The organism is Alphaproteobacteria bacterium, from assembly GCA_017308135.1.
GTDB lineage: Bacteria > Pseudomonadota > Alphaproteobacteria > CACIAM-22H2 > CACIAM-22H2 > Tagaea.
Map to the genome: position 1 here is coordinate 185,351 of JAFKFM010000008.1, position 23,706 is coordinate 209,056.

At 65.7% G+C, this 23,706-nt stretch carries 27 protein-coding genes; 10 read left to right on the forward strand and 17 right to left on the reverse strand.

Annotated features, from left to right (window positions below):
• Window positions 1-26: 26 nt before the first annotated feature.
• A complete protein-coding gene (locus J0H39_09165) occupies window positions 27-941 on the forward strand; it encodes a bifunctional helix-turn-helix transcriptional regulator/GNAT family N-acetyltransferase (GenBank protein MBN9496914.1) in 915 nt (304 codons plus the stop codon).
• Window positions 938-1,801, forward strand: coding sequence for a DMT family transporter (locus tag J0H39_09170; GenBank protein MBN9496915.1), 864 nt, complete (start codon window positions 938-940; stop codon window positions 1,799-1,801). Before J0H39_09165 ends, J0H39_09170 begins: the two co-directional genes overlap by 4 nt.
• Here the strand turns inward: J0H39_09170 and J0H39_09175 are convergent, their stop codons facing one another.
• The 14 genes from J0H39_09175 to J0H39_09240 form a co-directional block, all read right to left on the reverse strand.
• A complete protein-coding gene (locus J0H39_09175) occupies window positions 1,802-2,512 on the reverse strand; it encodes an SDR family NAD(P)-dependent oxidoreductase (GenBank protein ID MBN9496916.1) in 711 nt (236 codons plus the stop codon).
• Complete coding sequence (locus tag J0H39_09180; protein ID MBN9496917.1) at window positions 2,509-2,964, reverse strand: hypothetical protein; 456 nt, start codon at window positions 2,962-2,964, stop codon at window positions 2,509-2,511. The genes J0H39_09175 and J0H39_09180 overlap by 4 nt, the downstream gene beginning before the upstream one ends.
• Entirely contained in the window at window positions 2,961-4,412 is a 1,452-nt protein-coding gene (locus tag J0H39_09185) for an amidophosphoribosyltransferase (GenBank protein ID MBN9496918.1), read from the reverse strand. The genes J0H39_09180 and J0H39_09185 overlap by 4 nt, the downstream gene beginning before the upstream one ends.
• A 47-nt stretch (window positions 4,413-4,459) precedes the next feature.
• A complete protein-coding gene (locus J0H39_09190; protein MBN9496919.1) occupies window positions 4,460-5,158 on the reverse strand; it encodes a CvpA family protein in 699 nt (232 codons plus the stop codon).
• Window positions 5,159-5,183: 25 nt separating this feature from the next.
• The gene (gene radA, locus J0H39_09195; protein MBN9496920.1) at window positions 5,184-6,587 is read right to left on the reverse strand and encodes a DNA repair protein RadA; all 1,404 of its coding nucleotides are present in this window, start codon (window positions 6,585-6,587) and stop codon (window positions 5,184-5,186) included.
• A complete protein-coding gene (locus J0H39_09200; GenBank protein ID MBN9496921.1) occupies window positions 6,587-7,360 on the reverse strand; it encodes an ATP-binding cassette domain-containing protein in 774 nt (257 codons plus the stop codon). Before J0H39_09200 ends, radA begins: the two co-directional genes overlap by 1 nt.
• Window positions 7,360-8,136 carry an ABC transporter permease gene (locus J0H39_09205; GenBank protein MBN9496922.1) on the reverse strand — a complete coding sequence of 259 codons (777 nt, stop codon included), beginning with the start codon at window positions 8,134-8,136 and terminating at the stop codon, window positions 7,360-7,362. Before J0H39_09205 ends, J0H39_09200 begins: the two co-directional genes overlap by 1 nt.
• A complete protein-coding gene (gene alr / locus J0H39_09210; protein ID MBN9496923.1) occupies window positions 8,133-9,227 on the reverse strand; it encodes an alanine racemase in 1,095 nt (364 codons plus the stop codon). Before alr ends, J0H39_09205 begins: the two co-directional genes overlap by 4 nt.
• The gene (locus J0H39_09215; GenBank protein ID MBN9496924.1) at window positions 9,214-10,782 is read right to left on the reverse strand and encodes a replicative DNA helicase; all 1,569 of its coding nucleotides are present in this window, start codon (window positions 10,780-10,782) and stop codon (window positions 9,214-9,216) included. Before J0H39_09215 ends, alr begins: the two co-directional genes overlap by 14 nt.
• 180 nt (window positions 10,783-10,962) lie before the next feature.
• On the reverse strand, window positions 10,963-11,613 hold the full coding sequence (gene rplI / locus J0H39_09220) for a 50S ribosomal protein L9 (GenBank protein ID MBN9496925.1): 651 nt from the start codon (window positions 11,611-11,613) through the stop codon (window positions 10,963-10,965).
• Between the two features lie 20 nt (window positions 11,614-11,633).
• A complete protein-coding gene (locus tag J0H39_09225; protein MBN9496926.1) occupies window positions 11,634-12,500 on the reverse strand; it encodes a DUF2232 domain-containing protein in 867 nt (288 codons plus the stop codon).
• Window positions 12,501-12,618: 118 nt separating this feature from the next.
• Complete coding sequence (locus J0H39_09230; protein MBN9496927.1) at window positions 12,619-12,906, reverse strand: 30S ribosomal protein S18; 288 nt, start codon at window positions 12,904-12,906, stop codon at window positions 12,619-12,621.
• A 1-nt stretch (window position 12,907) separates the two neighbouring features.
• Complete coding sequence (gene rpsF, locus J0H39_09235; GenBank protein ID MBN9496928.1) at window positions 12,908-13,345, reverse strand: 30S ribosomal protein S6; 438 nt, start codon at window positions 13,343-13,345, stop codon at window positions 12,908-12,910.
• 194 nt (window positions 13,346-13,539) lie between these two features.
• Entirely contained in the window at window positions 13,540-13,983 is a 444-nt protein-coding gene (locus tag J0H39_09240; GenBank protein MBN9496929.1) for a copper chaperone PCu(A)C, read from the reverse strand.
• 126 nt (window positions 13,984-14,109) lie between these two features.
• Between J0H39_09240 and fabD the strand changes: the two genes are divergently transcribed.
• The 5 genes from fabD (at window position 14,110) to mltG (ending at window position 18,427) form a co-directional block, all read left to right on the forward strand.
• Window positions 14,110-15,063 (forward strand): ACP S-malonyltransferase, encoded by a 954-nt coding sequence (fabD, locus tag J0H39_09245; protein ID MBN9496930.1) that lies wholly within the window; start codon window positions 14,110-14,112, stop codon window positions 15,061-15,063.
• A gap of 11 nt (window positions 15,064-15,074) precedes the next feature.
• Window positions 15,075-15,815, forward strand: a complete 741-nt coding sequence (fabG, locus tag J0H39_09250) for a 3-oxoacyl-[acyl-carrier-protein] reductase (GenBank protein MBN9496931.1) — start codon at window positions 15,075-15,077, stop codon at window positions 15,813-15,815.
• A gap of 126 nt (window positions 15,816-15,941) precedes the next feature.
• Window positions 15,942-16,178 (forward strand): acyl carrier protein, encoded by a 237-nt coding sequence (locus J0H39_09255; GenBank protein MBN9496932.1) that lies wholly within the window; start codon window positions 15,942-15,944, stop codon window positions 16,176-16,178.
• Between the two features lie 18 nt (window positions 16,179-16,196).
• Window positions 16,197-17,459, forward strand: coding sequence for a beta-ketoacyl-ACP synthase II (gene fabF, locus J0H39_09260; protein MBN9496933.1), 1,263 nt, complete (start codon window positions 16,197-16,199; stop codon window positions 17,457-17,459).
• Entirely contained in the window at window positions 17,456-18,427 is a 972-nt protein-coding gene (gene mltG, locus J0H39_09265) for an endolytic transglycosylase MltG (GenBank protein ID MBN9496934.1), read from the forward strand. Before fabF ends, mltG begins: the two co-directional genes overlap by 4 nt.
• Here the strand turns inward: mltG and J0H39_09270 are convergent.
• Window positions 18,424-19,185, reverse strand: a complete 762-nt coding sequence (locus J0H39_09270; GenBank protein MBN9496935.1) for an SDR family NAD(P)-dependent oxidoreductase — start codon at window positions 19,183-19,185, stop codon at window positions 18,424-18,426. The genes mltG and J0H39_09270 overlap by 4 nt on opposite strands.
• Before the next feature lie 71 nt (window positions 19,186-19,256).
• Here J0H39_09270 and J0H39_09275 point away from each other — a divergent pair, with 71 nt between their 5' ends.
• From J0H39_09275 to J0H39_09285, 3 genes are read left to right on the forward strand one after another with little or no spacing between them, the layout of a single operon-like run.
• Window positions 19,257-20,147 (forward strand): YicC family protein, encoded by an 891-nt coding sequence (locus J0H39_09275; protein MBN9496936.1) that lies wholly within the window; start codon window positions 19,257-19,259, stop codon window positions 20,145-20,147.
• 4 nt (window positions 20,148-20,151) lie between these two features.
• Window positions 20,152-20,784: a guanylate kinase gene (gene gmk / locus J0H39_09280; protein MBN9496937.1), complete on the forward strand. Its 633-nt coding sequence runs from the start codon at window positions 20,152-20,154 to the stop codon at window positions 20,782-20,784.
• Entirely contained in the window at window positions 20,781-21,641 is an 861-nt protein-coding gene (locus J0H39_09285; GenBank protein MBN9496938.1) for a DUF1835 domain-containing protein, read from the forward strand. Before gmk ends, J0H39_09285 begins: the two co-directional genes overlap by 4 nt.
• On the opposite strand, the gene rsmA is transcribed toward J0H39_09285, so the two are convergent.
• Entirely contained in the window at window positions 21,605-22,456 is an 852-nt protein-coding gene (gene rsmA, locus J0H39_09290) for a 16S rRNA (adenine(1518)-N(6)/adenine(1519)-N(6))-dimethyltransferase RsmA (GenBank protein ID MBN9496939.1), read from the reverse strand. The two genes, J0H39_09285 and rsmA, sit on opposite strands and share 37 nt — an antisense overlap.
• Entirely contained in the window at window positions 22,453-23,700 is a 1,248-nt protein-coding gene (locus tag J0H39_09295; protein MBN9496940.1) for a peptidylprolyl isomerase, read from the reverse strand. Before J0H39_09295 ends, rsmA begins: the two co-directional genes overlap by 4 nt.
• Window positions 23,701-23,706 lie beyond the last annotated feature (6 nt).

Here is a 23,706-nt window from a genome sequence, read left to right on the forward strand (position 1 = left end):
AAGCAATCGGTTGATGCTATCAACCGATGATGAACCGTATCGACGCCATAAGACGATTCAACCGCTTTTACACCCGCAAGATCGGCGTGTTCGACCGAAGCTTCGACGGGTCGCCCTTCGGCCTCGCCGAAGCGCGCGTGCTTTACGAGCTCGACCGGCGCGACAAGGCCGTGGCGTCGGAGATTTCGGCCGAACTCGGGCTCGATCCGGCGCATCTGTCGCGCATCCTGGCGGGCTTCGCGCGCAAGGGCCTGGTCACGCGCAAGGTCGCTTCGGCCGACCGGCGCCGCCAATTCCTGACTCTGTCGCCCAAGGGCAAGATCGCGTTCCGTCGTTTGCGCGCCGGAACGGAGAAGCGGCTTTCGGCGTTGTTGAAACCCTTGTCGCCGGCGTCGCAGGACGCGTTGACCGGCGCCATGGGCACGATCGAGCGGGTACTTGGCGGCGAAGCCGGGCCGGTCACGCTGCGCGACCCGGTTCCCGGCGACATGGGCGCGGTGATCGGCGGCCAAGCGCGCATCTACGCCGAGGAGTACGGCTGGAACTGGGAGTTCGAAGGTTTCGTCGCCGAAATCTGCGGCAAATTCATCCGTGACTTCGACCCGAAATGGGAAAAGGCATGGATCGCCGAGCGCGACGGCCGTGTCGTTGGGTCGGTGTTCTGCGTGCGCGAAAGAAAGTCGGTCGCCAAGCTGCGGATGCTTTACGTCGATCGCGACGCGCGCGGCACGGGCACGGGCGCGCGGCTGGTCGACGAAGTGATCGCATTCGCCAAGGCGAAGAAATATCGCCGTTTGGTGCTGTGGACGAACGATATCCTGACCGCCGCGCGGAAGATCTATCTCGCGCGCGGATTCGTGCTTGAGAAGTCCGAGAAGCATCGCAGCTTCGGCAAGGCGCTGGTCGGCCAGTATTGGTCGCTCGATCTCGCGAGCAAATGACGACGGAACGCGTCGCGCTCGGGATCGCCATCGCGACCGGCGTGCAGGTCGGTGCCGCGATCGTCGCGACGCGCGCGGTCGCGGGGGCCGTCGATCCCGTCACGCTCGCCTTGCTGCGCTACACCGTCGGTGCGGCGGTAATGGTGCCGATCGCACTGGCCGCGCGCGTTTCCTGGCGCATGGCGCCGCGGGATTTCGCGGCCGTCGTGGTGCTGGGCATCCTGCAGTTCGGTGTGCTGATCTGGCTGCTGAATTGGGGCATGGCGCATGTGCCCGCCGCCGACGGAGCGGTGTTGTTCGCGACGTTTCCGTTGCTCGCGCAGATTTTCGCCGCCTGGGCGGGCTACGAAGCCTTGTCGCGCGATCGCGTGTTGGGGGCACTCTGCGCCTTCGCGGGCGTCGTGATCGCCCTCAGCGGCCATCTTTCCGGCGATGGGTTCGGCGCCGGCGCGCTGCTTGGTGCGGGCGCGGTGTTGCTCTCCGCCATCATCGGGGCGGCGTGCTCGGTCGCATATCGGCCCTATATCGGCCGTTATCCGCCGCTTGCCGTCGGCACGATCGCGATGCTCGCCTCGCTCGTCGCCTTGGCGCCGTTGAGTTTCGTGCAAGACGCCGCGACGTCGTTGGACGCGGGCGGCTGGGCTGCCGTCGTCGGGCTCGGCGTTTCCAGCGGCGTGTTTTATTGGCTGTGGCTCGTCGCGTTGAAGGTGATCGGTGCCGCGCGCACGTCGGTCTTCCTGTCGCTCGGGCCTCCGGCCGCCGGAATAATCGGCGCCGTGTGGCTCGGCGAATGGCCGGGCATCGAGCTCTGGGCCGGGATGGTCGCGGTCGCGTTCGGCCTGCGCCTGGCGACGCGATAGTCAGCTCGTCAGCGAAATCGTCTCGCCGTGCCGCGTGCAGCCGGGCAGTGCGAGATCGACGAACGCGCCGGCGATGTCCTCCGGTTTGCGCAGCGTCGCGGGATCTTCGCCGGGAAAGGCGGAAGCGCGCATGCGCGTGGCGATGGGGCCGGGCGACAGAAGATTGACGCGCACCTTGGTGTTGGCGAGTTCGTCTGCCCAGGTCAGCGCCATCGCTTCCAGCGCCGCCTTCGACGCGGCATAGGCGCCCCAATAGGCGGTGTTGCTGCGCGCCGCACCGGAGGTGACGATGATCGCGCGGCCCGCATCGGACAAACGCAATGCCGGTTCCAGACTGCGGATCAGCCGGAAATTGGCGTGGACGTTGATGCGGAACGTCTCTTCCCACAATTTCGGCTCGTGGTGGGAAATGGGGCCGACCGTGCCGAGCCCGCCCGCATTGGCGACGAAGATGTCGACCTTGCCGAAGCGCTGATAGAGCGACGGCCCGAGCGCTTCGAGCTTATCGAGATCGTTGAGATCGACGGGGACGAGTGTCGCCGAGCCGCCTCGCTTGCCGATTTCGTCGTCGAGTTCCTCGAGCGCGCCGACGGTGCGAGCCAGCGCGATCACATGCGCCCCTTCGGCCGCGTAACGCAACGCGACCGCCCGGCCGATGCCGCGCGAAGCGCCCGTCACGACCGCGATACGACCATCCAAAACGCCGCTCATCGCGCATACCCCGCGTGTTGGCGCGGCAGGAAAAGCCGCGCGATTGCCGCGAGGATCGCGGAGGACATCAAACCGAGCAGCAAGCCGATCGCGCCGAAGCCGAGGGAATCGAGATCGAAGCGGAGGCCGGGCTGCATCATGCCTAGCGCGCGCTTGGCGACGTCCATGTCGAGATCGAAGGCGGCGCGCAGGCGGCCGAAACCGCCTTGGGCGAGAAGATCGAGGCGCGCACGCAAGGCGGGCAATTCGGCTTCGGTGCGGGCGATCGTGGTGGCGTCGGGTGTGGGCGAAGCGCGCATCGTGGTCAGCAGATTCTCGATCGTGACCCGCTTTTCGTCGAGCCGATGGTGATAGAGCTCGAAGAACACGGGCAATTGCAGAAAGGCGAGCACAAAAGCCACGGCGAAGACGGCGTCGAAAAGACGCCTTATCTGCGTCGTGACGAAGTTCATGCGATTTGAAGCAGCGTCGCGCGCGCGGGCGTTTCGCCGCGGTCCTGGAAATCGGTGAGTTCGATCGGATACTCGCCGGTGAAACACGCGTCGCAGAATTTGGGTGCGGCGGGGTTGCGGCCCTTTTCGTTCATCGCGCGGTAGAGACCGTCGATCGAGATGAAGGCGAGGGAGTCCACACCGATCAAGCGCGCCATTTCCGGCACGTCGTGGCGCGCGGCGAGCAGTTGGTGCCGCTCGGGCGTGTCGATGCCGTAGAAGCAGGAATGCGTCGTCGGCGGCGAGGAAATGCGCATATGCACTTCCTTGGCGCCGGCCGCGCGCACCATCTCGACGATCTTGCGCGACGTCGTGCCGCGCACGATGGAATCGTCGACCAGGATCACGCGCTTGCCTTCGATCTGCGCGCGATTGGCGTTGTGCTTCAGCTTCACGCCCAAATGGCGGATCTGATCCGTCGGCTCGATGAAGGTGCGGCCGACATAGTGGTTGCGGATGATGCCGAGGTCGAACGGAATGCCGGATTCCTGCGCGTAGCCGATCGCTGCCGGCACGCCGGAATCGGGAACCGGCACGATCAGATCGGCGGCCACGCCGCTTTCGCGCGAGAGTTCGGCGCCGATGCGCTTGCGCGCCTCGTAGACGCTTTGGCCTTCGACGACCGAATCCGGCCGCGCGAAATAGATATACTCGAACACGCAAGGCCGCTTGGTGTGCTGCGGGAAGGGCCGCATCGAGCGGAAGCCCTTGCGGTCCATCACCAGCATTTCGCCGGGTTCGACGTCGCGCACGTAATCGGCGCCGATGATGTCGAAGGCGCAGGTTTCCGACGCGACGATATAGGAATCGTCCAGCTTGCCGAAAACGAGCGGACGCACGCCGCGCGGATCGCGCACGGCGATGATCTTGTCCTCGGCGATGCAGGTCAGCGAGTAAGCGCCTTCGACCTGGCTCAACGCCGTGATGAGGCGCGTGACGACGTCGCCATGGGCCTTGGCCATCAGATGGATGATGACTTCGGTGTCGGTCGACGACTGGAAGATCGAGCCTTGGCCGATCAGCTTCTTGCGCAGGAACGCGGCGTTGGTGAGGTTGCCGTTATGCGCCAGCGCGAAGCCGCCGAACTCGAACTCGGCGAACAGCGGCTGGATGTTGCGCAAGGCCATGCCGCCGGTCGTCGAATAGCGCGTATGGCCGATGGCGAGATCGCCCTTCAGGGAGTCGATCACCGAGCGCGCGCTGAAATTGTCGCCGACCAAGCCGACCGCGCGATGCGTATGGAACTGCGCACCCTCGAGCGCCACGATGCCCGCCGATTCCTGGCCGCGATGCTGGAGCGCGTGAAGCCCCAAGGCGGTCAAAGCGCCGGCGTCCTTATGGCCGTGGATGCCGAAGACCCCGCACTCCTCGTGGAGCTTGTCGTCGTCGAATGGATTGGTCGTCGGCAAATCACCGTCCATACGAGAAGTCCCCTTCGGGTTCGATCGATGACGTTTCAGCGCGGAGATTTAGGCGGTTCGGTGCGGCGCAACAACTGCCCGATCGCGTCGTCGGATTTATATCCGGTTTCGTTCCCGGCCGGGAGATTATTCGGCTGGGGCGAAGTGCTTGTTCCGGCGGGATTTCCGACCTGCTGGAGCGCTTTGATGGCCTGGGTTGCGCGATCCGCATCCTGGCCCGCCTGGCGGACCTGGCCGCGGAATTCGGGCGGCGCCAAGCCGACCAGCATTTCGGCCACCCATTCGACCGCCGGGCGGGTGCGCGAATCGTGGATCCAGCCGGGCTGGCGCTCGACCGGCAGGGCCCAGGAAAGGGCGAGCCAGCCCAAGCCCAGCAGGATGGCGCCACGGCCGATCCCGAACACGAAACCGAGCGAGCGATCGACCGCCGATAGGGCGCTGGATCGATGCACCAGCGCCGCAATGCCATGCGCGATCATCGCGAAGACCAGCAAGCTGACCACGAACAAGGCGATGCCGGCGGCGACGTCGGCCAGCAACTGGCTATCGATGAAGGCACGCGCATAGGGCCGCGCGTAATTGAGGCCCCAAAGGGTGACCAGCACCGCCCCGGCCCAAGCGGCGAGGCTCAAGACTTCCTTGACGAAGCCGCGCCACATCGCGATCAGCGCCGAAATCAGGACGACGCCGATGACGGCCAGGTCGAATGGGGAAACGGGCAACGAATCGGGCATGATCGGGCCCTAAGTTACCACCGCGCTAAACCGCGCGCACCGGCGCGGTTTGGCGTTTCGGGCCCGGCGGCGGGGTGCCCAACGCCTCGACGAGGTCGGTCAGCAGCCGCATTTCGACCGGCGCCATACCCGCAACATTTACGGCCCGTTTGCCGCGCGCGGGTGCGAACGCCTTGGTGAAGCCGAGCTTGGCGGCTTCCTTCAACCGCGCTTCGGTCTGGCCCACGGCGCGGACTTCGCCCGACAAGCCGATTTCACCGAACACGACCGTCTCGTTGGGGACGGGTGTATCTGTCAAGGCCGAGACGAGCGCCGAGGCAACCGCGAGATCGGCGGCGGGTTCCGCGATGCGTAAACCGCCGGCGACGTTTAGGTAAACGTCCGCCGCCCCGAAGGCGAGGCCGCAGCGCGTTTCCAGCACGGCGAGAACCATGGCGAGGCGTCCGGAATCCCAGCCGACGACGGCCCGGCGCGGCGTGCCATAGGACGTGGGCGAGACAAGGGCCTGGATTTCGACCAGCACGGGCCGCGTGCCCTCCATCCCGGCGAAGACGGCGGCGCCCGAGACCTCGCCGCGCCGTTCGGCCAGGAACAAGGCCGACGGGTTGGCGACTTCCGACAACCCGCGCTCGGTCATCTCGAACACGCCGATCTCGTCGGTCGGGCCGAAGCGATTTTTGACCGCGCGCAGAATTCGGAACTGGTGCCCGCGCTCGCCTTCGAAATAGAGCACCGTGTCGACCATGTGTTCGAGCACGCGCGGGCCGGCGATGGCGCCTTCCTTGGTGACGTGGCCGACCAGGATGACGGCCGTGCCCCGGCGTTTGGCGAGGCGGATGAGCTCGCTTGCCGACGAGCGTACCTGTGCGACCGTGCCCGGCGCTGAGTCGAGCTGATCGACATACATCGTCTGGATTGAATCGATGACCGCGAGGTCGGGCGCGTCGTTGGCGTCCAACGTCGCCAGGATGTCACGCACATTGGTCGCCGAGGCGAGCGCGACGTTCGATTTCGACAAGCCCAGGCGCGCCGCACGCATGCGGATCTGGTCGACCGCTTCTTCGCCCGAAACATAGGCGACGCGCGCGGTTTTGGAGAGGGCCGCCGCCGCTTGCAGCAGCAGCGTCGACTTGCCGATCCCCGGATCGCCGCCGACCAGCACAGCCGAGCCTTTGACCAAGCCGCCGCCGAGCACGCGATCGAGCTCGGCGATCCCGGTCGTGCGGCGCGGCGCCTTGTCGCTTTCGCCGTCGAGGCCGACAAAGGCAATCTTGCGCCCGCCCTTGGGCGACACACCTTTGGGGGCGGCTTCGGGAACCGCTTCCTCGATGATGCTGTTCCACGCCCCGCAGGCTTCGCATTTGCCCGCCCAGCGCGGCGTAACGGCACCGCATTCCTGGCAAACGAATTGGCTGCTCGCTTTTGCCATCACACGGGGATCTGCATCCGGATCGGGCCCTCGGCCCGGCCATGGATGAATTGATCGACGAACGGATTGTTCGAATGATCGATCTCAGCGACCGGGCCGTCCCAAATGATCTTGCCCTGATAAAGCATCGCCACGCGGTTGGCGATTTTGCGGCAGCTCGCCATGTCGTGCGTGATCGACAGCGCGGAAGCGCCCAGCACATGCACGCAGTCGACGATCAGATCGTTGATGACGTCCGACATGATGGGGTCGAGGCCGGTCGTCGGCTCGTCGAAGAAAATGATCTCCGGCTGCGTCGCGATGGCGCGGGCAAGACCCACGCGCTTCTTCATGCCGCCGGACAGTTCGGCCGGATAAAGCTCACCGGTTTGTGGCGGCAAGCCGACCTGGCCGAGTTTTTCGATCGCGATTTTCTTCGCTTCGGCCTTGGGCAGTTTCTGCGCCGCGATCAAACCGAAAGCGACGTTCTCCCAGACGCGCATTGAGTCGAACAACGCGGCCGACTGGAACAACATGCCGAATTTCGTGTTGATCGCCTCGCGCTCGCGCCCGCGCATCCCGACGACTTCCTGGCCGTCGATCTTGATCGAACCGGCTTCGGGCTCCAGCAAGCCGAGGATGCATTTCAGCAGCACGGATTTGCCCGTGCCCGAACCGCCGATGACGACGACGGATTCCGCGACGCCGACATCGAGATCGATGCCGTCGAGCACGACCTTGGGGCCGAAGCGCTTCTTGAGACCGCGGATGGAGATTTTCGGCGTCGCCATGATCAGCGCCCCGAGAAGAAGATTTCAGTGATCCCGTAATTGAATACGAGGATCAGGATGGAGGCGGAGACGACCGCGTTGGTCGTGGCGCGGCCGACACCTTGCGCCCCGCCCTCGGAATTGTAGCCGTGATAGCAGCCCATCAGCGAAATGATGAAGCCGAAGACCGAGGCTTTCACAAGGCCCGAAACGACGTCCATCACTTCGAGATAGTCGAAGGTCTGCTTCAAATAGGTGCCGGCGTTGAAGTCGAGCTTATAGACGCCGACGATATAGCCGCCGAACACGCCGATGATATCCGCGACCAGCACCAGCAGCGGCAGCATGGCCGCACCGGCGATGATGCGCGGGGCGACGAGATACTTCATCGGGTTGGTCGATAGCGTGTGAAGCGCGTCGATCTGTTCGGTCACGCGCATCGTGCCGATTTCGGCCGCCATCGAGGCGCCGATGCGCCCCGCGACCATCAGGCCCGCGATGACGGGGCCAAGTTCGCGGGTGATCGACACAACCACGACTGTGGCGACCGCGCCCTCGGCGGAGAAGCGCGCGAAGCCGGTATAGCTTTGCAGGGCCAGCACCATGCCGGTGAACAGCGCGGTCATGCCGACGACGGGCAGGGAGTAATAGCCGATCTCCATCATCTGCAAGCCGACATGGCGCAGATAGAAGGGCGGGCGCACGCAATGCGACACGGCGCGCGAGGCGAAGAACGCCACGGCGCCGATGCGCTGCAGGAAGGCGATCGCGAAACGGCCGATCGTGGCGAGCGGGTTCATGGTTCGATATAGGTCCGCGCGAAACGCGCACCCAAGCGCGTGAGGATTTCGTAACCGATCGTGCCGGCCGCTTCCGCCACCGCATCGACCGGCAGATTCGGCCCCAGCAATTCGACCATTCGTCCTTGCGTCGCGGAAGCCATGTCGCTCACGTCGATTGTGATCAGGTCCATAGACACGCGCCCGATGAAGGGAAGGGACCGACCATCGATCCACGCCTGCCCCTTACCCTGGAACGTGCGCAGCCAGCCATCGGCATAACCGCAAGCGATCGTCGCCACACGCGTGGGCCGAGTCGCTTTCCACATCGCACCGTAGCCGACGGTTTGGGGCGAATCAATTTCGCGGACCTGGAGGATACGCGCCTCCAATTTGGCCGTTCCGCGCATGGGATTTGGACGATCCGGCGTGGGGTTGATGCCGTAAAGCGCGCAGCCGGGCCGGGCCACGTCGAAATGATATTCCGGGCCCAGGAAGATGCCGGAGGAGTTGGCGAAACTCGCCGCCACATCCGGAAACGCCGCGCGCCATTTCTTGAAAGCCGCAAGCTGTGTCGCGTTGATCGGATTGTCGCGTTCTTCTGACGCGACCAGATGGCTCATCACATAGGAAAGCGCGATCCCATCAAGCTTCGTGCGGTCGGCGAGCAGAGCGTCGCCTTCCCGGGGCGTGAGGCCCAGGCGCGACATGCCGGTGTCGAAATGCAATGTCGCGGCAAGTTTCTCGCCCGCCGCTTTGGCCTGCGCCGACCACTCGGCGATCTGCCCCGGATCGTTGAGCGATGGCGTCAAGTTGCGGCGGCGATAGAGCTCGGCTTCGCCTTTCATCAGACCGTCGAGCACGGTGACGCGGCAATCTTCCGGCACCGCATCGCGTACGGCCAAGCCTTCGTTGAGGCGGGCGACGAAGAAATCGCGGCAACCGGCTTTGGCCAAGGCGTGCGCGACGGCGACGGAGCCGAGGCCGTAGCCATCGGCCTTTACGACGGCGGCGCAGCGTGCGGGCGCCACACGCGCGGCAAGGTCGCGCCAATTGGCGACGATGGCGCCCAGATCGACGGTCAGCAGCGAAGCCGGATCAGCCTTCGCCATCGCCGCCGTAGCCGGCCATCTCGGCCGGGTCGAGATTGTCGAACTTGGTGAATTCGCCGATGAATTTCAGCGGCACCGTGCCGATGGGCCCGTGACGCTGCTTGGCGATGATGATCTCCGCCTTCGCGTGGATCAGGTTGCCGCGCTCCATCCACTTCTGATGACGTTCGTTGAATTTCGAATCGTCCTCTTCGGGGCGGCGCATCGGCTCGGCGCGCGAATGGTAGTACTCCTCGCGGAACACGAACATCACGACGTCGGCGTCCTGTTCGATCGTGCCCGATTCACGAAGATCGGAAAGCTGCGGGCGCTTGTCTTCGCGTTGTTCGACGGCGCGCGACAGCTGCGATAGCGCCACGACGGGCACTTCCAATTCCTTGGCGAGCGCTTTGAGGCCGCGGGTGATCGCGGAGATTTCCTGCACGCGGCCTTCGGCGCGCGCGTCGGGCGGGCCGGAGAGCAGCTGCAAATAGTCGATCACGATCATGCCCAGGCCGTGCGTGCGCTTCAGGCGCCGCGCACGCGTGCGCACGGCCGTGATCGACAGGCCCGGCGTGTCGTCGATGAACAGCGGCAGGCGGGCGAGTGTGGCCGACGCATGCGCGAATTTCTCGAAATCCGAGGCCATGACTTCGCCGCGCCGGATCTTGTCCGACGGCACTTCGACCTGTTCGGACAGAAGACGATTGGCGAGCTGCTCGGCCGACATTTCGAGCGAGAAGAACGCGGTCACACCGCCTTCCGCGCCCTTGGGATCGGGCTCATTGCCCAGCCGCGGATTGTCCTCGCGCCATTTCATGCGCGCTTGCGCCGCGTTGAAGGCGATCTTGGTCGCGAACGCCGTCTTGCCCATCGAGGGACGGCCCGCGACGATGATGAGGTCGGAGGGGTGGAAACCGCCGAGCTTGTCGTTGAGCGCGTCGAAGCCGGTCGTCACGCCCGTGACGGCGCTGTCGCGCTTGAACGCGCTGTCGGCCATGTCGATGGCGACACCCAGCGCCCGGGAGAATTCCTTGAACCCGCCTTCGGACGAGCCCTTTTCGGCGAGGTCGAACAGCGCGCGCTCAGCTTTTTCGAGCTTCGCGGCGGAATCTTCCTCGACGTCGAATTCATGCGCTTCGTTGACGATGTCCGTGCCGATGCCGATCAATTCGCGCCGGCGATAGAGATCGAAAATCTGCTCGGCATAGTCCTTCGCGTTGATGATCGTGACCGCGTTGGCTTGCAGGCGGGCGAGATACTCGGCCCCGCCGATATCCTTCAGCTCCTCGTCGCGATCGAAATAGCTTTTGAGCGTCGCGGCGTTCGCTTGGCGGCCTTGTTCGACCAGCTTGCGGATGGCCGCGTAGATGCGTCCGTGGCGGCCATCGGCAAAATGTTCGGGTTCGAGAATCTCGCCCACGCGCTCGAAGGCGCGATTATTGGCGAGGAGGGACGCCAGCAGGCCCATCTCGATTTCGAAATTATGCGGCGGAATGCGAGGTGCAGGCGTGCCCTCGCTGCGTTCGCTCGCGGCGGGATGGGTGACGACGTTATCGCGGGCTGGCGTTTCCATGGGGAGGCGGACCTTAGGATGCGACAGGCGGCGGAACAAAGGAAATGCGTGGGGCTTGCGACAAGCGCGAGGTTATCCACGGGATAGTGTGAACAACTCCGCCCGTCCGCCCCAAACGAAAACGGCGCGCCCCGCAGGACGCGCCGTTCATTCGTGAAGAAAGCGAGAAGAGCGAGGGGCTTAGGCTTCCTCGGTCTTTTTTGCTTTCTTGGCCTTCTTGGGCTTCGCATCGGCGGCCGGGGCTTCTTCCGCGGCCGACTCGGCAGGCGCCGCTTCGGCCGGGGCTTCCGCCGGGGCGGCTTCGGCGACCGGGGCTTCCTCGGCGTCCGCGTTGCGGCGGACGGCCTTGCCTTCGGCCTGGAGCTTCGCTTCTTCTTCCGACTGCGCGACGTTGACGGTGATCGTCACCGACACTTCCGGATGCAGCGCGATGCGGGTCTTGAACAAGCCCAGCTCCTTGATCGGCTGGACGAGCAGAACCTGCGCGCGGCCGATCGTGACGCCGGCCTTGGTCACCGCTTCGGCGACGTCGCGCGTGGCGACCGAGCCGTAGAGCTGACCGGACTCGCCGGCCGAGCGGATGATGACGACCGAGAACGTGTCGCCCATCTTGGCCGCGACCGCTTCGGCTTCGCCCTTGGCCTTCAGGTTCTGGGCTTCGAGCTGGGCGCGCTGCTTGTCGAAGTATTCGCGGTTCGCCTTGGTGGCGCGCAGCGCTTTCTTCTCGGGCAGCAGGTAGTTGCGAGCATAGCCCGGCTTCACCTTCACCACGTCGCCCATCTGGCCGAGCGATTCGATGCGTTGAAGCAGAATGACGTCCATCTGCGACATGGGTTGTCTCCTTTGTCTTTCTATTCCGAAGCGCCGCGCGCTTTGGCGCGCGCTTTGAGTTGGGTGAGGGGTTCGGCCAAGCCCAGCACGGCGACGACCGCGATAGGCCAACCGAAAACGATGATGGCACCGTAGCTCGCACCCAGAGCCACGCCGCGCCATTGCAGCTTCGCCGTCACCGCGTGCAGGACCGAAAGCCCCGCGAGCGCGTAAACGGCGACGAACAGGACGATCATGTTGCGCGACACGAAGCCGCCGAGCCCGTCGAGCAGGCTGCCGGCCGCGAAGATCGCGACCAGCCCCATCAGCGAAGCGGGAAGATCGAGATCCTCCATCTTCGGAGCGGGCCGGATCGGCTGGGCGAAGCGCTTGACCAACGCAAACGCCAAGGCCGCGTTGACCACGCTCATGAACAGCCACGACACGCCCAGGATCCCGGGGAAGAAGCGGGCGACCGCTTCCGCGAAGGGTTCGAGGCGCGACGTGTCGATCCCGGGGGCGCGCAAGCTGCGGAAGGCTTCGATGATGAAGTCCTTCAGCGCCGCTTCCAGCCCGCCTTCCGGTCCGGCGAAGGCGAAGACGAGGCCCGCGAACAACGCGCCGAGCAGGCCCACCAGGGTCAGCAACACGTTGCCAATCGGATAGAACTCGATTCCGCCGTCCGGTGCCGGGCGCCAGCGCAAGGCTTGGCGCACCAGCACATAGGCCGGGCCCGCATTGGCCAGGAAATAGGCCAAAGCGAACACGAAGCCGCCGGTCACGAACGCGATCAGCGTGCCCATCGCCACCGCCACACCGGCGGCGGACGTGCCCATCCACAAGCCGGCCGCGAAAAGCGGCAGCTGTGCGAGATAGGCCAGCAGGAACGATGCGGGCGAACCGGTCATCAACGATCCGTGAAGGACCGCGCTGACCGCTCCCATACCGCCTGCGATGAGCAACGCTTGGGTTTTCATGATCGTTGAAGGCCCGGCTCGCCCGAAAGCGAACCGATCCTTCCCGTCCTTAGCTCACCAGATAGGGCAGCAGGCCCAGGAAGCGCGCGCGCTTGATCGCCTTGGCGAGTTCGCGCTGCTTGGGCGCCGACACGGCCGTGATACGCGCCGGCACGATTTTGCCGCGCTCGGACACGTAACGCTGCAGCAAGCGGATGTCCTTGTAGTCGATCTTCGGCGCGTTGGGGCCGGAGAACGGGCAGGACTTGCGGCGGCGGAAGAACGGACGACGACCGCCGAAGCCGCCGCCGGAAGCGCCCTTCTCGGCGCCGGGATTTTCGTTGCTGGGACCGGTCATATCAGTTCACTCCCATCGCGGGGGCTGCATCGTCGAAATCGCGACGGCGGGGACGGTCGCCGCGATCGCCGCGGGGGCCGCCGAAGCCGCGATCGTCACGATCGCCGCGATCTTCGCGCTTCTGCATCATCGCCGTCGGGCCTTCTTCGAAGGCTTCGTCGACGCGCACAGAAAGGAAACGCAGCACGTCTTCGTTCAGACGCAGCTGACGCTCGAGTTCGGCGAGGGCGGCACCCGAGCATTCCAGCCCGAGATACACGTAGTGGCCCTTGCGGTTCTTCTTGATGCGATAGGTCAGCGAACGCAGACCCCAATATTCGCGCTTCTTCACTTCGCCGCCCAACCCCTTGAGGAGTTCGGTCATCTGATCGGCGAGCGCGTCGACTTGGGCTTGCGCCAAGTCCTGACGCGCGATGAACACGTTCTCGTAGAACGCCATCGTTGGCATCTCCTGCTCGGTTTACGGACCAAAGCCATACCCAGGATGGGAACGACCCGGCCCTCAGCCCGCCTCTCGATCCAATGGGGATCGGCCAAGACGGGCAAGGAGGACGGACGGGATATGGCCCCGACCGCCGTTGAGGCGCGGCTTATAGGCGGTTTCCCGGGCTATAGCAAGCCGGGGCGGGGCGGTCAGTGCCCCTGGCCGTGGCCGCCGGCGCGGGGCTGGCGAACCTCGACTTGGACCTGGACTTCGCCGCCGCGCTCGAATTTGAGGGTCAGCGGGAATTTTTCCCCCAGTTTGAGGGGGGATTTGAGGTCCAGCAGCATCACATGCAGCCCACCGGGCTGGAGTTTCACCTCCGTGCCCGGCGTCACCTGAATGGCGTCCACGGGGCGCATCTGCATGACGTTGTTGTTCATCGTCATGCTGTGCAGTTCGGTCTTGCCCGCGACCGGGGCGCTGGCGGCGACCAAGCGGTCGGGCGCGCCGGTCGTGGTGATCGTCAAGTAGGCCGCCCCGTTGCGGGCTTGGCCCAAGGTCGGACGCGCCCAGGCATCGTCCACCTTGATATCGGCGGCAAGCGCGGGAAAAGCGAACAGGGCCGCGAATGCGGCGATCAGGATGCGTTTCATGCCGGGAGTCCTACCAGGGGCGGCCCGGCGCCGCCACCGGGTGCGACGGCTTGACACGGGGGGCCGCGCTTTGTACGCAGACGGCCTTCCCGACAAATTCCCCTCTCATCGCGACGGTATTTCCGCATGCGCGCTTTCACGTTTCCCGGTCAAGGTTCCCAGGCACCCGGCATGGGCAAGGATCTGGCGGAAGCCTTCGCCGCCGCCCGCGCGGTGTTCGAAGAGGTCGACGAGGCCCTGAAGCAGAAGCTGTCCAAGCTGATGTTCGAAGGCCCGGCCGAAGAACTGACCCTGACCGCGAACGCCCAGCCCGCGTTGATGGCGCATTCGATCGCCGTGCTGCGCGTGCTGGAAAGCGAAGCGAAGCTCGATTTCGGCAAACACGTGTCGTTCGTCGCCGGGCATTCGCTGGGCGAGTATTCCGCACTGGCCGCCGCGGGCACGTTCAGCCTGTCGGATGCGGCGCGCCTGCTGCGTTTGCGCGGTACGGCCATGCAAGCCGCCGTACCCGTGGGCGAGGGGGCGATGGCGGCCCTGCTGGGGCTCGATGCGCCCGCCGCCGAAGAAGTCGCCGCTGAAGCCCGCAAGAGCCCCGAGGGCAAGGACGAGGTTTGCGACTTCGCCAACGACAACGCGCCGGGTCAGGTCGTCGTGTCGGGTGCGAAGGCCGCCGTCGAACGCGCCCTCGATATCGCCAAAGCGAAGGGGGCGAAGCGCGCTGTACTTCTGCCGGTGTCGGCACCCTTCCATTGCGCGCTGATGAAGCCCGCCGCCGACGCGATGGCCGAAGCGCTCGCCAACACGAAAATGGCGCCGCCCAAAGTGCCGCTGGTCGCCAATGTGACCGCCGCCCAAGTCTCCGATCCCGAGACGATCCGCGAGCTGCTGGTGAAGCAGGTGACCGGCCGCGTGCGCTGGCGCGAATGCGTTTCCTATATGAAGGCGCAGGGTGTGGCGCAGCTTTACGAACTGGGTGCGGGCAAGGTTTTGTCGGGTCTGGTGAAGCGTATCGAGCCGGATGTCGTCGGCACCGCGCTCAACGGCCCCGCCGATATCGAAGCTTTCGCGAAATCACTGTAAGGAATTTCCGCATGTTCGATTTGACCGGTAAGACAGCGCTCGTCACGGGCGCTTCGGGCGGCCTGGGTACAGCGATCGCGATCGCGTTGGCCAAAGCCGGCGCGAAAGTCGCGCTGTCGGGTACCCGCGTCGAAGCGCTGGAAACGGTGAAGGCGAAGATCGGCGACGCGGCCGTGGTCGTCCCCGGCGATCTTTCGGACGCGGCGGTCACCGAGAAGCTGTTCAAGGACGCCGAAGCGGCCTTGGGCGGCGGCGTCGATATTCTGGTGAACAACGCCGGCCTGACGCGCGATGGCCTTGCCATGCGCATGAAGGACGAGGATTGGCAGAAGGTCATCGACGTCGACCTGACGGCCGCCTTCCGCCTGTCGCGCGCCAGTTTGCGCGGCATGATGAAGCGCAAATGGGGCCGGATCGTCGGGATCACTTCCATTGTCGGCGTCACCGGCAATCCGGGTCAGGCGAACTACGCCGCCGCGAAGGCCGGCATGATCGGTATGTCGAAGGCTTTGGCCCAGGAAGTCGCCTCGCGCGGCATCACGGTCAATTGCGTGGCGCCGGGCTTCATCGTTTCGCCGATGACCGACGCGCTGAACGACGAGCAGAAAACCCGGCTTCTGGGCGGCATTCCGTTGGGACGCATGGGCACGGCCGAGGAAATCGCCGCCGCCGTTCTGTATCTTGCGTCGAACGAAGCCGCCTTCGTCACCGGCCAGACCTTGCACGTCAATGGCGGGATGGCCATGATCTAAGGCCCAAGGTATTGGCAGGGCGGGTATTTCCCCCGCTTTCCATGACCCGCGAATTCGTGTTAGCTACCCCCGTTTTTCCAGACGACTCCGCACGAGGCGGCGCGTCCCTTAGAAAGGTAACGAGAAATGAGCGACATCGCCGACCGCGTTAAGAAGATCGTCGTCGAGCATCTGGGCGTCGAAGAAGCCAAGGTCACGGAAGCGGCGAGCTTCGTGGACGACCTCGGCGCCGACTCCCTCGACACGGTCGAGCTGGTCATGGCCTTCGAAGAGGAATTCGGCATCGAGATTCCGGACGACGCGGCCGAGAAGATCTCGACCGTGAAGGACGCGATCGACTTCATCGGCAAGGCGAAGGCCTAACCGGGACCGCCGCCGCTTATGCGCCGCGTCGTCGTCACCGGGCTGGGTTTGGTCACACCGCTGGGTTGCGGTGTGAAAACCTCGTGGGATCGCATCGTGGCCGGCGAGTCCGGCCTTGCGGGGATCCAAGCCTTCGACGTTTCCGATTTGCCGGCCAAAGTGGCGGCGATGGTGCCGCGCGGCGATCTCGCGTCGGGGAAGTTCAATCCCGACGATTGGGTGCCGCCCAAGGAACAGAAGAAGATGGACGACTTCATCGTCTATGGCGTCGCCGCGGCGACCCAGGCGGTGGAGGATGCGGGCTGGAAGCCGACGGACGAGGAAAGCCTCGAACGCACCGGCGTGATGATCGGCTCGGGCATCGGCGGCTTGCAGTCCATCTACGAAGGTTCGATCACGCTGAAGGAACGGGGCCCCCGGCGCATCTCGCCGTTCTTCATTCCCTCGGCGCTGATCAACCTCGCGTCGGGCCATGTGTCGATCAAATACGGCTTCAAGGGCCCGAACCATTCGGCCGTGACCGCCTGCGCGACGGGTGCGCATGCCATCGGCGATGCGGGCCGTTTGATTGCACTTGGCGATGCCGACGTGATGGTCGCGGGCGGTGCGGAAGCGGCGATCTGCCGCCTGGGCATCGCGGGCTTCGCGGCCGCGCGGGCGCTCTCGACCAATTTCAACGACGAGCCGCAACGCGCGTCGCGTCCTTGGGATAAGGACCGCGACGGTTTCGTGATGGGCGAAGGGGCGGGCGTCGTCGTGCTCGAGGAATACGAGCACGCGAAGAAGCGCGGCGCCAAGATCTACGCCGAGCTCACCGGCTACGGCCTGTCGGGCGACGCGCACCACATCACCGCCCCGCCGGAAGACGGCAATGGCGGGTTCCGCGCTATGACCGCCGCGCTGCGCAACGCCAAGCTCGACAAGACGTCGATCGACTACATCAACGCGCATGGCACCTCGACGCCGCTGGGCGACGAGATCGAACTCGGTGCGGTCAAGCGCCTGTTCGAAAGCCACGCCTATTCGCTGTCCATGTCGTCGACCAAATCGGCGATCGGGCATCTGCTGGGGGCCGCCGGCGGCGTTGAAGCGATCTTCTCGATCCTCGCCATCCGCGATCAGGTCGCACCGCCCACGCGCAATCTCGACAATCCGTCGGAAGGCTGCGACATCGACCTGGTTCCCAAGCAGGCGAAGCCGCGCAAGATCCGCCACGCGCTGTCGAACTCCTTCGGGTTCGGCGGCACCAACGCGGCGGTGATCTTCTCGAGCGTGAATTGAAGCCGGCGCGCTTCGCCGCCTTCCTCATCGTTGTTTTAGGGTTGGCCGCGACCGGTTTCTGGTTCGCGGCCAATCTCTATTTGGGGCCCGGCCCATCGACCGAGACCGTGCGCGTGCTGATCCCACGCGGAAGCGGGGCGCAGGACATCGCCGAACTTCTCGAAGCCAAACGCGCCATACCCAACGCCTGGGTGTTCCTGGGCGGCGCGCAGTTCGACGGCCAGCTCGCGCGCTTGAAAGCGGGCGAGTACGACATTCCGCCGCGCGCGTCGGGGCGCGAGATCGCTTCGTTGATCGCGTCGGGCAAAGCGGTCGTGCGGCGCATCACCTTCGCGGAAGGTTTGATGTCGGGCCAGATCGCCGCGCTGCTGAACACCGCCGAAGGCTTGGACGGCGATCCGGTGGCCGTACCGCCGGAAGGCAGCGTGTTGCCGGACACGTATTTCTACGCGTGGGGCGACCCGCGCGGGCGGATCGTCGAACGCGCGACCCGCGCGATGCGCGAGACGCTGGCGGAGCTTTGGGCCAAACGCGCCGAGAATCTGCCGTTACGTGATCCCGCGGAGGCTTTGGTGCTTGCCTCGATCGTCGAGCGTGAAACCGGCCATGCCGACGAGCGCGGGCGCGTCGCCGCCGTGTTCGTCAATCGCCTGCGACGCGGCATGCGGCTGCAAGCCGATCCGACCGTGGCATACGGTATCGACCGGATGGCGCCGTTGGGACGGCCGCTGTCGCGCGCCGATCTCGATACGCGCCACGACTGGAACACCTATGTGATCGCGGGTTTGCCGCCCACGCCGATCGCCAATCCGGGGCGCGCGTCGATCGAAGCCGTGCTCAACCCGCCGCAGACCGACGAGCTTTACTTCGTCGCCGATGGCGAGGGGCGCCACGCCTTCGCGCGCGACTTGGCCGAGCATAACCGCAACGTCGCCAAGCTTCGCGAGATCGAGCGCAATCGCCGTTAGCCCTTCTTGGGCATTCGCGCCATCAGCATGTCGGTCAGGAATTGCGGCAAGCCCGCGATCAGTCGCGTCGCCCAATAGGTCGGCCAGGGATAGGCGATGCGCGGTTTGTCGGCCGCAAGGCCGCGCAACATGATCCGCGCCGCGCGATCCGCGTCCATCAGGAACGGCATTTTGAAATTGTTCTTGGCGGTCATGCGCGAGCGCACGAAACCCGGGCAGATCACGTTGATCTTCAAGCCGCGCGGCCGCCAATCGGCCCGCAACGCTTCGCCCCAGACGCGCACGAAGGCTTTCGAGGCGCAATAGGTCGGCGCCCCGCCGAAACCCCGGAAACTCGCCAGCGACGACATGATCGCGATCTGTCCCTTGCCGCGTGCCGCCATCGCGGCCAAAGCGGGCCGCACGGTGGCGATCACGCCGTCCACGTTCGCGGCGAGGATTTCGGCGATCTGCTCGTCGGTTTCGTCGCCGCCGCCCGTACCGGCCGACACGCCGGCATTGGCGATCACCAGATCGAGCGGCACTTCCGCCTCGATCTCGCCAATCAGTCCGGCCATCGCGGTGAAATTCGCGGCATCGATCTGGAAGGCGCCAACGGCCGCCCCCTTCATTTTGCAGGCGTCGGCCACACCGTCGAGCCGGGCTTTGTCGCGCCCCGTGATCGCCAGAAAAACGCCCGGTGCGGCGAGTTCCAGCGCCATGGCCTGTCCAAGGCCTGACGAGCCGCCGGTGATCAGGATCGCCTTCCAGGGCCACATGAGATTGTTCCTTTCGCCGCCCGGAGTATAAGTCGGACGGAATTCGACCACGACGAGTCGCGGGAGTGACGATGAGCCTCGCCAGCATGACCGGTTTCGCGCGCGCCACGGCCCAGATACTGGGCCGCGCGGTTGTTTGGGAAGGCCGGTCGGTCAACGGGCGCGGGCTCGAAGTTCGTCTCCGCTTGCCGCCGGGTTACGACAGAATTGAGGCGGAAATTCGCGCGCGTGCCGCAAAGCGTTTCGATCGCGGCAATGTGACGATCAATCTTGCGGTCGAAACGCCGCCGCAAGCGCCGAAATTGCAGATCAATCGCGCGGCGTTGGATCAGATCATCGGACTGGTGAACGATCTTCAGGGCCAGGTCGATGCGGCGGCCCCGCGTCTCGATGGGTTGCTGGGTTTGCGCGGCGTCATCGAGACCGTGCCCGAACAAGGCCTCGACGAAGCCGGGATGGCCGAGCTCGACAAGGGTATCCTCGCCGCGTTCGACCAATGCCTCGACGGGCTCGCCGCCGCGCGCGCCGGCGAGGGCAAGGCGCTGGCCGGAATTCTCAATTCGGCCCTCGCCGAAATCGAAGCGCTGGTCGGCGAGGCGACCGCCAACGCCGCGAGCCGCGCGCCCGCGATCAAGGCCAAGCTCGAAGCGCAGATCGCCGAGTTGATCGGCGGCACGCATTCGGTCGCGCCCGAACGTCTGGCGCAGGAAGCCGCGATGCTGGCGGTCAAAGCCGATGTGCGCGAGGAATTGGATCGGCTGACCGCGCATATCGAGCAAGCGCGCGAATTGCTCGCCAAGGGCAAGTCGATCGGCCGCAAGCTCGATTTCCTGTCGCAGGAATTCAACCGCGAGGCCAATACGCTCTGCTCCAAATCGGGCGATATCGCGCTGACGCGCACGGGCCTCGCCCTCAAAACCGCGATCGATCGGCTGCGCGAGCAAGCCGCCAACGTGGAGTAGGGACATGGCCGACATCACGCGAAGGGGCCTCATGCTCGTTCTGTCCTCGCCCTCGGGGGCGGGCAAAACGTCGATCTCGCGCGAGATCCTGCGCCGCGAGAGCGGCCTTACCATGTCGGTCTCCGCCACGACGCGCGCCAAGCGGCCGGGCGAGATTCACGGCACGGATTATTTCTTCGTCGACAAGACCGAGTTCGGTTTGATGCGCAATCGCGGCGAGTTCCTGGAACACGCCAAGGTCTTCGACAACTACTACGGCACGCCGCGCAGCTTCGTCGAAGAGAAGCTGTCCGCGGGGCTCGACGTGTTGTTCGACATCGATTGGCAGGGCACGCAGCAATTGCGCGAGGAAGCGCATACGGATCTCGTATCGGTCTTCATCCTGCCGCCGTCGACCTACGAATTGGAGCGCCGCTTGAATGCGCGTGCACAGGACCCCGCCCATGTCGTCGCCGCGCGCATGTCAAAGGCCGCCGACGAGATGAGCCATTGGCCCGAGTACGACTACATCATCGTCAACAGCGATCTCGACGTGTCGGTCGCGCGCGTGCAGTCGATCCTGACGGCGGAGCGCTGCAAGCGCGACCGTCAGGTCGGCCTGGGCGATTTCGTCAAACGACTGCGCGACGGCCAATGATCCTTCACATCACCAACGGCGATATCGCGGCCGACAAAATGGCGGCGGCGGGGATCGCGCCCGTCTTGCGCTGGCGCGACGTGCTGCATGACGGCGAATTGCCGGCCGATCCAACGAGCGAAACCTTCCGGGCCGCGCGCGTCGCGTTTATCGTCGAGCGCGGCTGGGCGCCCGAGCATCTGGTCGCGTCGGCTTTCGCGGCGCGCGACGCGGCTTTGGCGCTGGCGGCCAAAAGCGGCGACGAATTCGTGCTGTGGTTCGAAGCCGATCTCTACGATCAGTTCCAAATGCTCGATGTATTGGAACGGTTGCGCCGCTACGGCGTCGCCGCCGATCGGATTTCGGCGCATGTCGTCGACGCATGGCCGGGGATCGCGCGTTTCGCCGGGCTCGGCCAATTTTCGCCCGAGGATTTCAAGACCCTGGCGGCTCAAGCGCCGGCGCCGGTCGATCTCGATTTCGCCGGGCGCGCTTGGGCGGCGCTGACGGTCGCTCCCCCGCATCTGGCCGCGATCGCGCGCGCGAAGATCGGCGGCGCGCTGCGTTTCGTGCCGGACGCGTTCGCGCGCTGGATGCGCGAATTCCCGTGGACCAGCGACGGTCTGACGCTAACCGAGCGTCGCGTGGTCGATGCGTTGGCGCAAGGTCCGGCGAGTGCCGACGATCTGTTCCGCGCGATCGGCCAAGCCGAGATGCGGCCCTGGCTTGGCGATCTGTCGTTCTACGATCGGCTGGACGCGCTGGCCGAGATGGGGGCGATCCGCGCCGATGGCGATGTCTATCGCGCGGGCAAAGGCAAGATGCCTTCCCGGCCCTGGCGCTACGATCCCGAACGCGACGCGGTCGTGGCCGCGTAAGCGCGGGCGAGCGCGCAGAATTCCTCGACCGACAGCGTTTCGGCGCGGCGCGTGGGATCGATCCCGGCGGTTTCGAGCATGCTGGCCGCGTCGCCGATCGATTTGAGCGATTGGCGCAGCATCTTGCGCCGCTGGCCGAAGGCGGCGGCGACGACGCGTTCCAGCGCTTTCGCGTCCGCCTCGGCCAAGGGTTTGGCGCGCGGCACGATTTCGACCACGGCGGACATCACGGCGGGCGGCGGCACGAAGGCCGAGGGCGACACGTCGAACAGCGGCCGCGCTTGCCAGCGCCATTGCGCGGCGACCGCCAGGCGCCCGTAATCCTTGCCGCCGGGCTCGGCGCAAATGCGCTCGACCACTTCCTTTTGCAGCATGATCACGATGCGCTCGAACGCGTCGGGCCGGGCGAGCCAGCCGAGCAGCATATGCGTGCCCGCGTTATAGGGCAGGTTGGCGATGATCCGGCGCGGGGCCGTGCCCAGTGCGGCCGCGTCGACCGCCAGCGCGTCACCTTCGAAGATTTCGAGCTTGCCCGGATAGGCGGCGGCGATTTCGGCGAGGGCGGGCAACGTGCGCGCGTCGCGCTCGATGGCGATGACGCGCGTCGCCCCTTCCATCAGCAACGCGCGGGTCAGGCCGCCGGGGCCCGGGCCGACCTCGATCGTCGTGCCTGTGGCGAGATCGCCGCCGTTGCGCGCGATGCGCCGCGTCAGATTCAGATCGAACAGGAAATGCTGGCCGAGGGATTTCCGCGCATCGAGCCCGTATTTGCGGACCGTCTCCGCGACCGGCGGAAGGCCGTCGTTGGTGCTCACGCGCGAATATCGACCACGGCAACGCGGCGCAGATCGCGCAGATAGCGGCGCGCGGCGTTCTCGATCCGCTGACGGGCGAGATTGTCCTCGATATCGGTTTCGGTCGGCACGTTCGATTGCGCTTCGGTGCGCACGCAAATCATCGCGACGGCCTCGCCGCGATCGGTGTTGAACACTTCGGTCGATTCGCCCACGCCCAAATCCTTGACGCGCGCGCGCATGTCGGGCGTGAGATCGCCCACGCGCAAATCGGCGATGCGCTGCGGCTCGGGGATTTTGGCTTCCGTCGCGACGCGGTCGAGATCGGCGCAGCCTTGCACGGTTTCGCGCACCATCTCGGCCAGCGCCTTGGCGGCTTCGCGCTCGGCGGGGTTGGTCGCGGGGAAGACGAGCTGGGCGAGATCGACGCGCGCGTCCTCGGGCTTGGGCGGCGCGATCGTGCGCGAATCGCGCATCGCATAAAGATAGAAACCGGCGGCGACGCGCACCGGGCCGACCAACTGGCCGCGCTGTGCCGCCGCGATCGCCGGGCTTACTTCCGGATCGAGCGTTTCGCGCTCGACCCAGCCGATATCGCCCTGTTCGCCGGCGGAGGCGGATTGCGAATATTGCTGGGCCAGCACCGCGAACGGCACGCCACGGCGCAACTGCGCGATGATGTCCTCCATCCGCTCGCGCACTTCGTCTTCCTGGTCGGGCTGATCGACCGCCAGGAAGATCTCGCTCAGTTGGAACTCCTGCACCGGCTCGCCGGTCTGGTAGCGGCGCAGCACTTCCTCGACCTCGTCGCGGCCGATCTCGACCGTCGGGCGCAGGCGGGCACTCACCACGCGCTGCCAGGATTGCGTGGCCTCGATCTGGCGTTCCAGCGCCACCAGCGGCACGCCGCCTTGGCGCAACGCGCGCTCCAGCCCGCCTTGCGGCAGGTTGTTGGCCTGTTCGATGTTGCGCAGAATCTTGTCGATCTCCGCGCGCGGCAGCGACAGACCCAAGCGCCGCGCCTCCTGCATCTGGATGCGCTCGTCGATCAACTGGCGCAGCACTTGCGAGCGCATGCGCGCGCGGGTTTCGGGCGTGTCGGCGGGGCCGGCCCCCATCATCATCAATCCGACGCGCGCGTCGATGTCAAAATTCGAGATCACGTCGTCGTTTACGACAGCGACGATGCGCTGTTCTTGCGCCGCCGCGAAAGGCGGGGCGGCGAGAACCAGGGCGAGGGCGAGTCCGGCGAGAAGACGCTTCATGGCGGG

Bases quoted from the DNA above. Each gene is read 5' to 3' on its own strand.
- rplI (MBN9496925.1), bottom strand. From the start codon at position 11,613: ATGTCGCAGATGGACGTCATTCTGCTTCAACGCATCGAATCGCTCGGC.
- radA (MBN9496920.1), bottom strand. From the start codon at position 6,587: ATGGCAAAAGCGAGCAGCCAATTCGTTTGCCAGGAATGCGGTGCCGTT.
- alr (MBN9496923.1), bottom strand. From the start codon at position 9,227: ATGGCGAAGGCTGATCCGGCTTCGCTGCTGACCGTCGATCTGGGCGCC.
- J0H39_09225 (MBN9496926.1), bottom strand. From the start codon at position 12,500: ATGACCGGTTCGCCCGCATCGTTCCTGCTGGCCTATCTCGCACAGCTG.
- J0H39_09255 (MBN9496932.1), top strand. From the start codon at position 15,942: ATGAGCGACATCGCCGACCGCGTTAAGAAGATCGTCGTCGAGCATCTG.
- J0H39_09295 (MBN9496940.1), bottom strand. From the start codon at position 23,700: ATGAAGCGTCTTCTCGCCGGACTCGCCCTCGCCCTGGTTCTCGCCGCC.
- J0H39_09275 (MBN9496936.1), top strand. From the start codon at position 19,257: ATGAGCCTCGCCAGCATGACCGGTTTCGCGCGCGCCACGGCCCAGATA.
- rpsF (MBN9496928.1), bottom strand. From the start codon at position 13,345: ATGGCGTTCTACGAGAACGTGTTCATCGCGCGTCAGGACTTGGCGCAA.
- fabG (MBN9496931.1), top strand. From the start codon at position 15,075: ATGTTCGATTTGACCGGTAAGACAGCGCTCGTCACGGGCGCTTCGGGC.
- J0H39_09285 (MBN9496938.1), top strand. From the start codon at position 20,781: ATGATCCTTCACATCACCAACGGCGATATCGCGGCCGACAAAATGGCG.
- J0H39_09175 (MBN9496916.1), bottom strand. From the start codon at position 2,512: ATGAGCGGCGTTTTGGATGGTCGTATCGCGGTCGTGACGGGCGCTTCG.
- J0H39_09230 (MBN9496927.1), bottom strand. From the start codon at position 12,906: ATGACCGGTCCCAGCAACGAAAATCCCGGCGCCGAGAAGGGCGCTTCC.
- fabD (MBN9496930.1), top strand. From the start codon at position 14,110: ATGCGCGCTTTCACGTTTCCCGGTCAAGGTTCCCAGGCACCCGGCATG.
- J0H39_09240 (MBN9496929.1), bottom strand. From the start codon at position 13,983: ATGAAACGCATCCTGATCGCCGCATTCGCGGCCCTGTTCGCTTTTCCC.
- J0H39_09270 (MBN9496935.1), bottom strand. From the start codon at position 19,185: ATGTGGCCCTGGAAGGCGATCCTGATCACCGGCGGCTCGTCAGGCCTT.
- J0H39_09215 (MBN9496924.1), bottom strand. From the start codon at position 10,782: ATGGAAACGCCAGCCCGCGATAACGTCGTCACCCATCCCGCCGCGAGC.
- J0H39_09165 (MBN9496914.1), top strand. From the start codon at position 27: ATGATGAACCGTATCGACGCCATAAGACGATTCAACCGCTTTTACACC.
- J0H39_09205 (MBN9496922.1), bottom strand. From the start codon at position 8,136: ATGAACCCGCTCGCCACGATCGGCCGTTTCGCGATCGCCTTCCTGCAG.
- J0H39_09180 (MBN9496917.1), bottom strand. From the start codon at position 2,964: ATGAACTTCGTCACGACGCAGATAAGGCGTCTTTTCGACGCCGTCTTC.
- J0H39_09190 (MBN9496919.1), bottom strand. From the start codon at position 5,158: ATGCCCGATTCGTTGCCCGTTTCCCCATTCGACCTGGCCGTCATCGGC.
- fabF (MBN9496933.1), top strand. From the start codon at position 16,197: ATGCGCCGCGTCGTCGTCACCGGGCTGGGTTTGGTCACACCGCTGGGT.
- J0H39_09170 (MBN9496915.1), top strand. From the start codon at position 938: ATGACGACGGAACGCGTCGCGCTCGGGATCGCCATCGCGACCGGCGTG.
- gmk (MBN9496937.1), top strand. From the start codon at position 20,152: ATGGCCGACATCACGCGAAGGGGCCTCATGCTCGTTCTGTCCTCGCCC.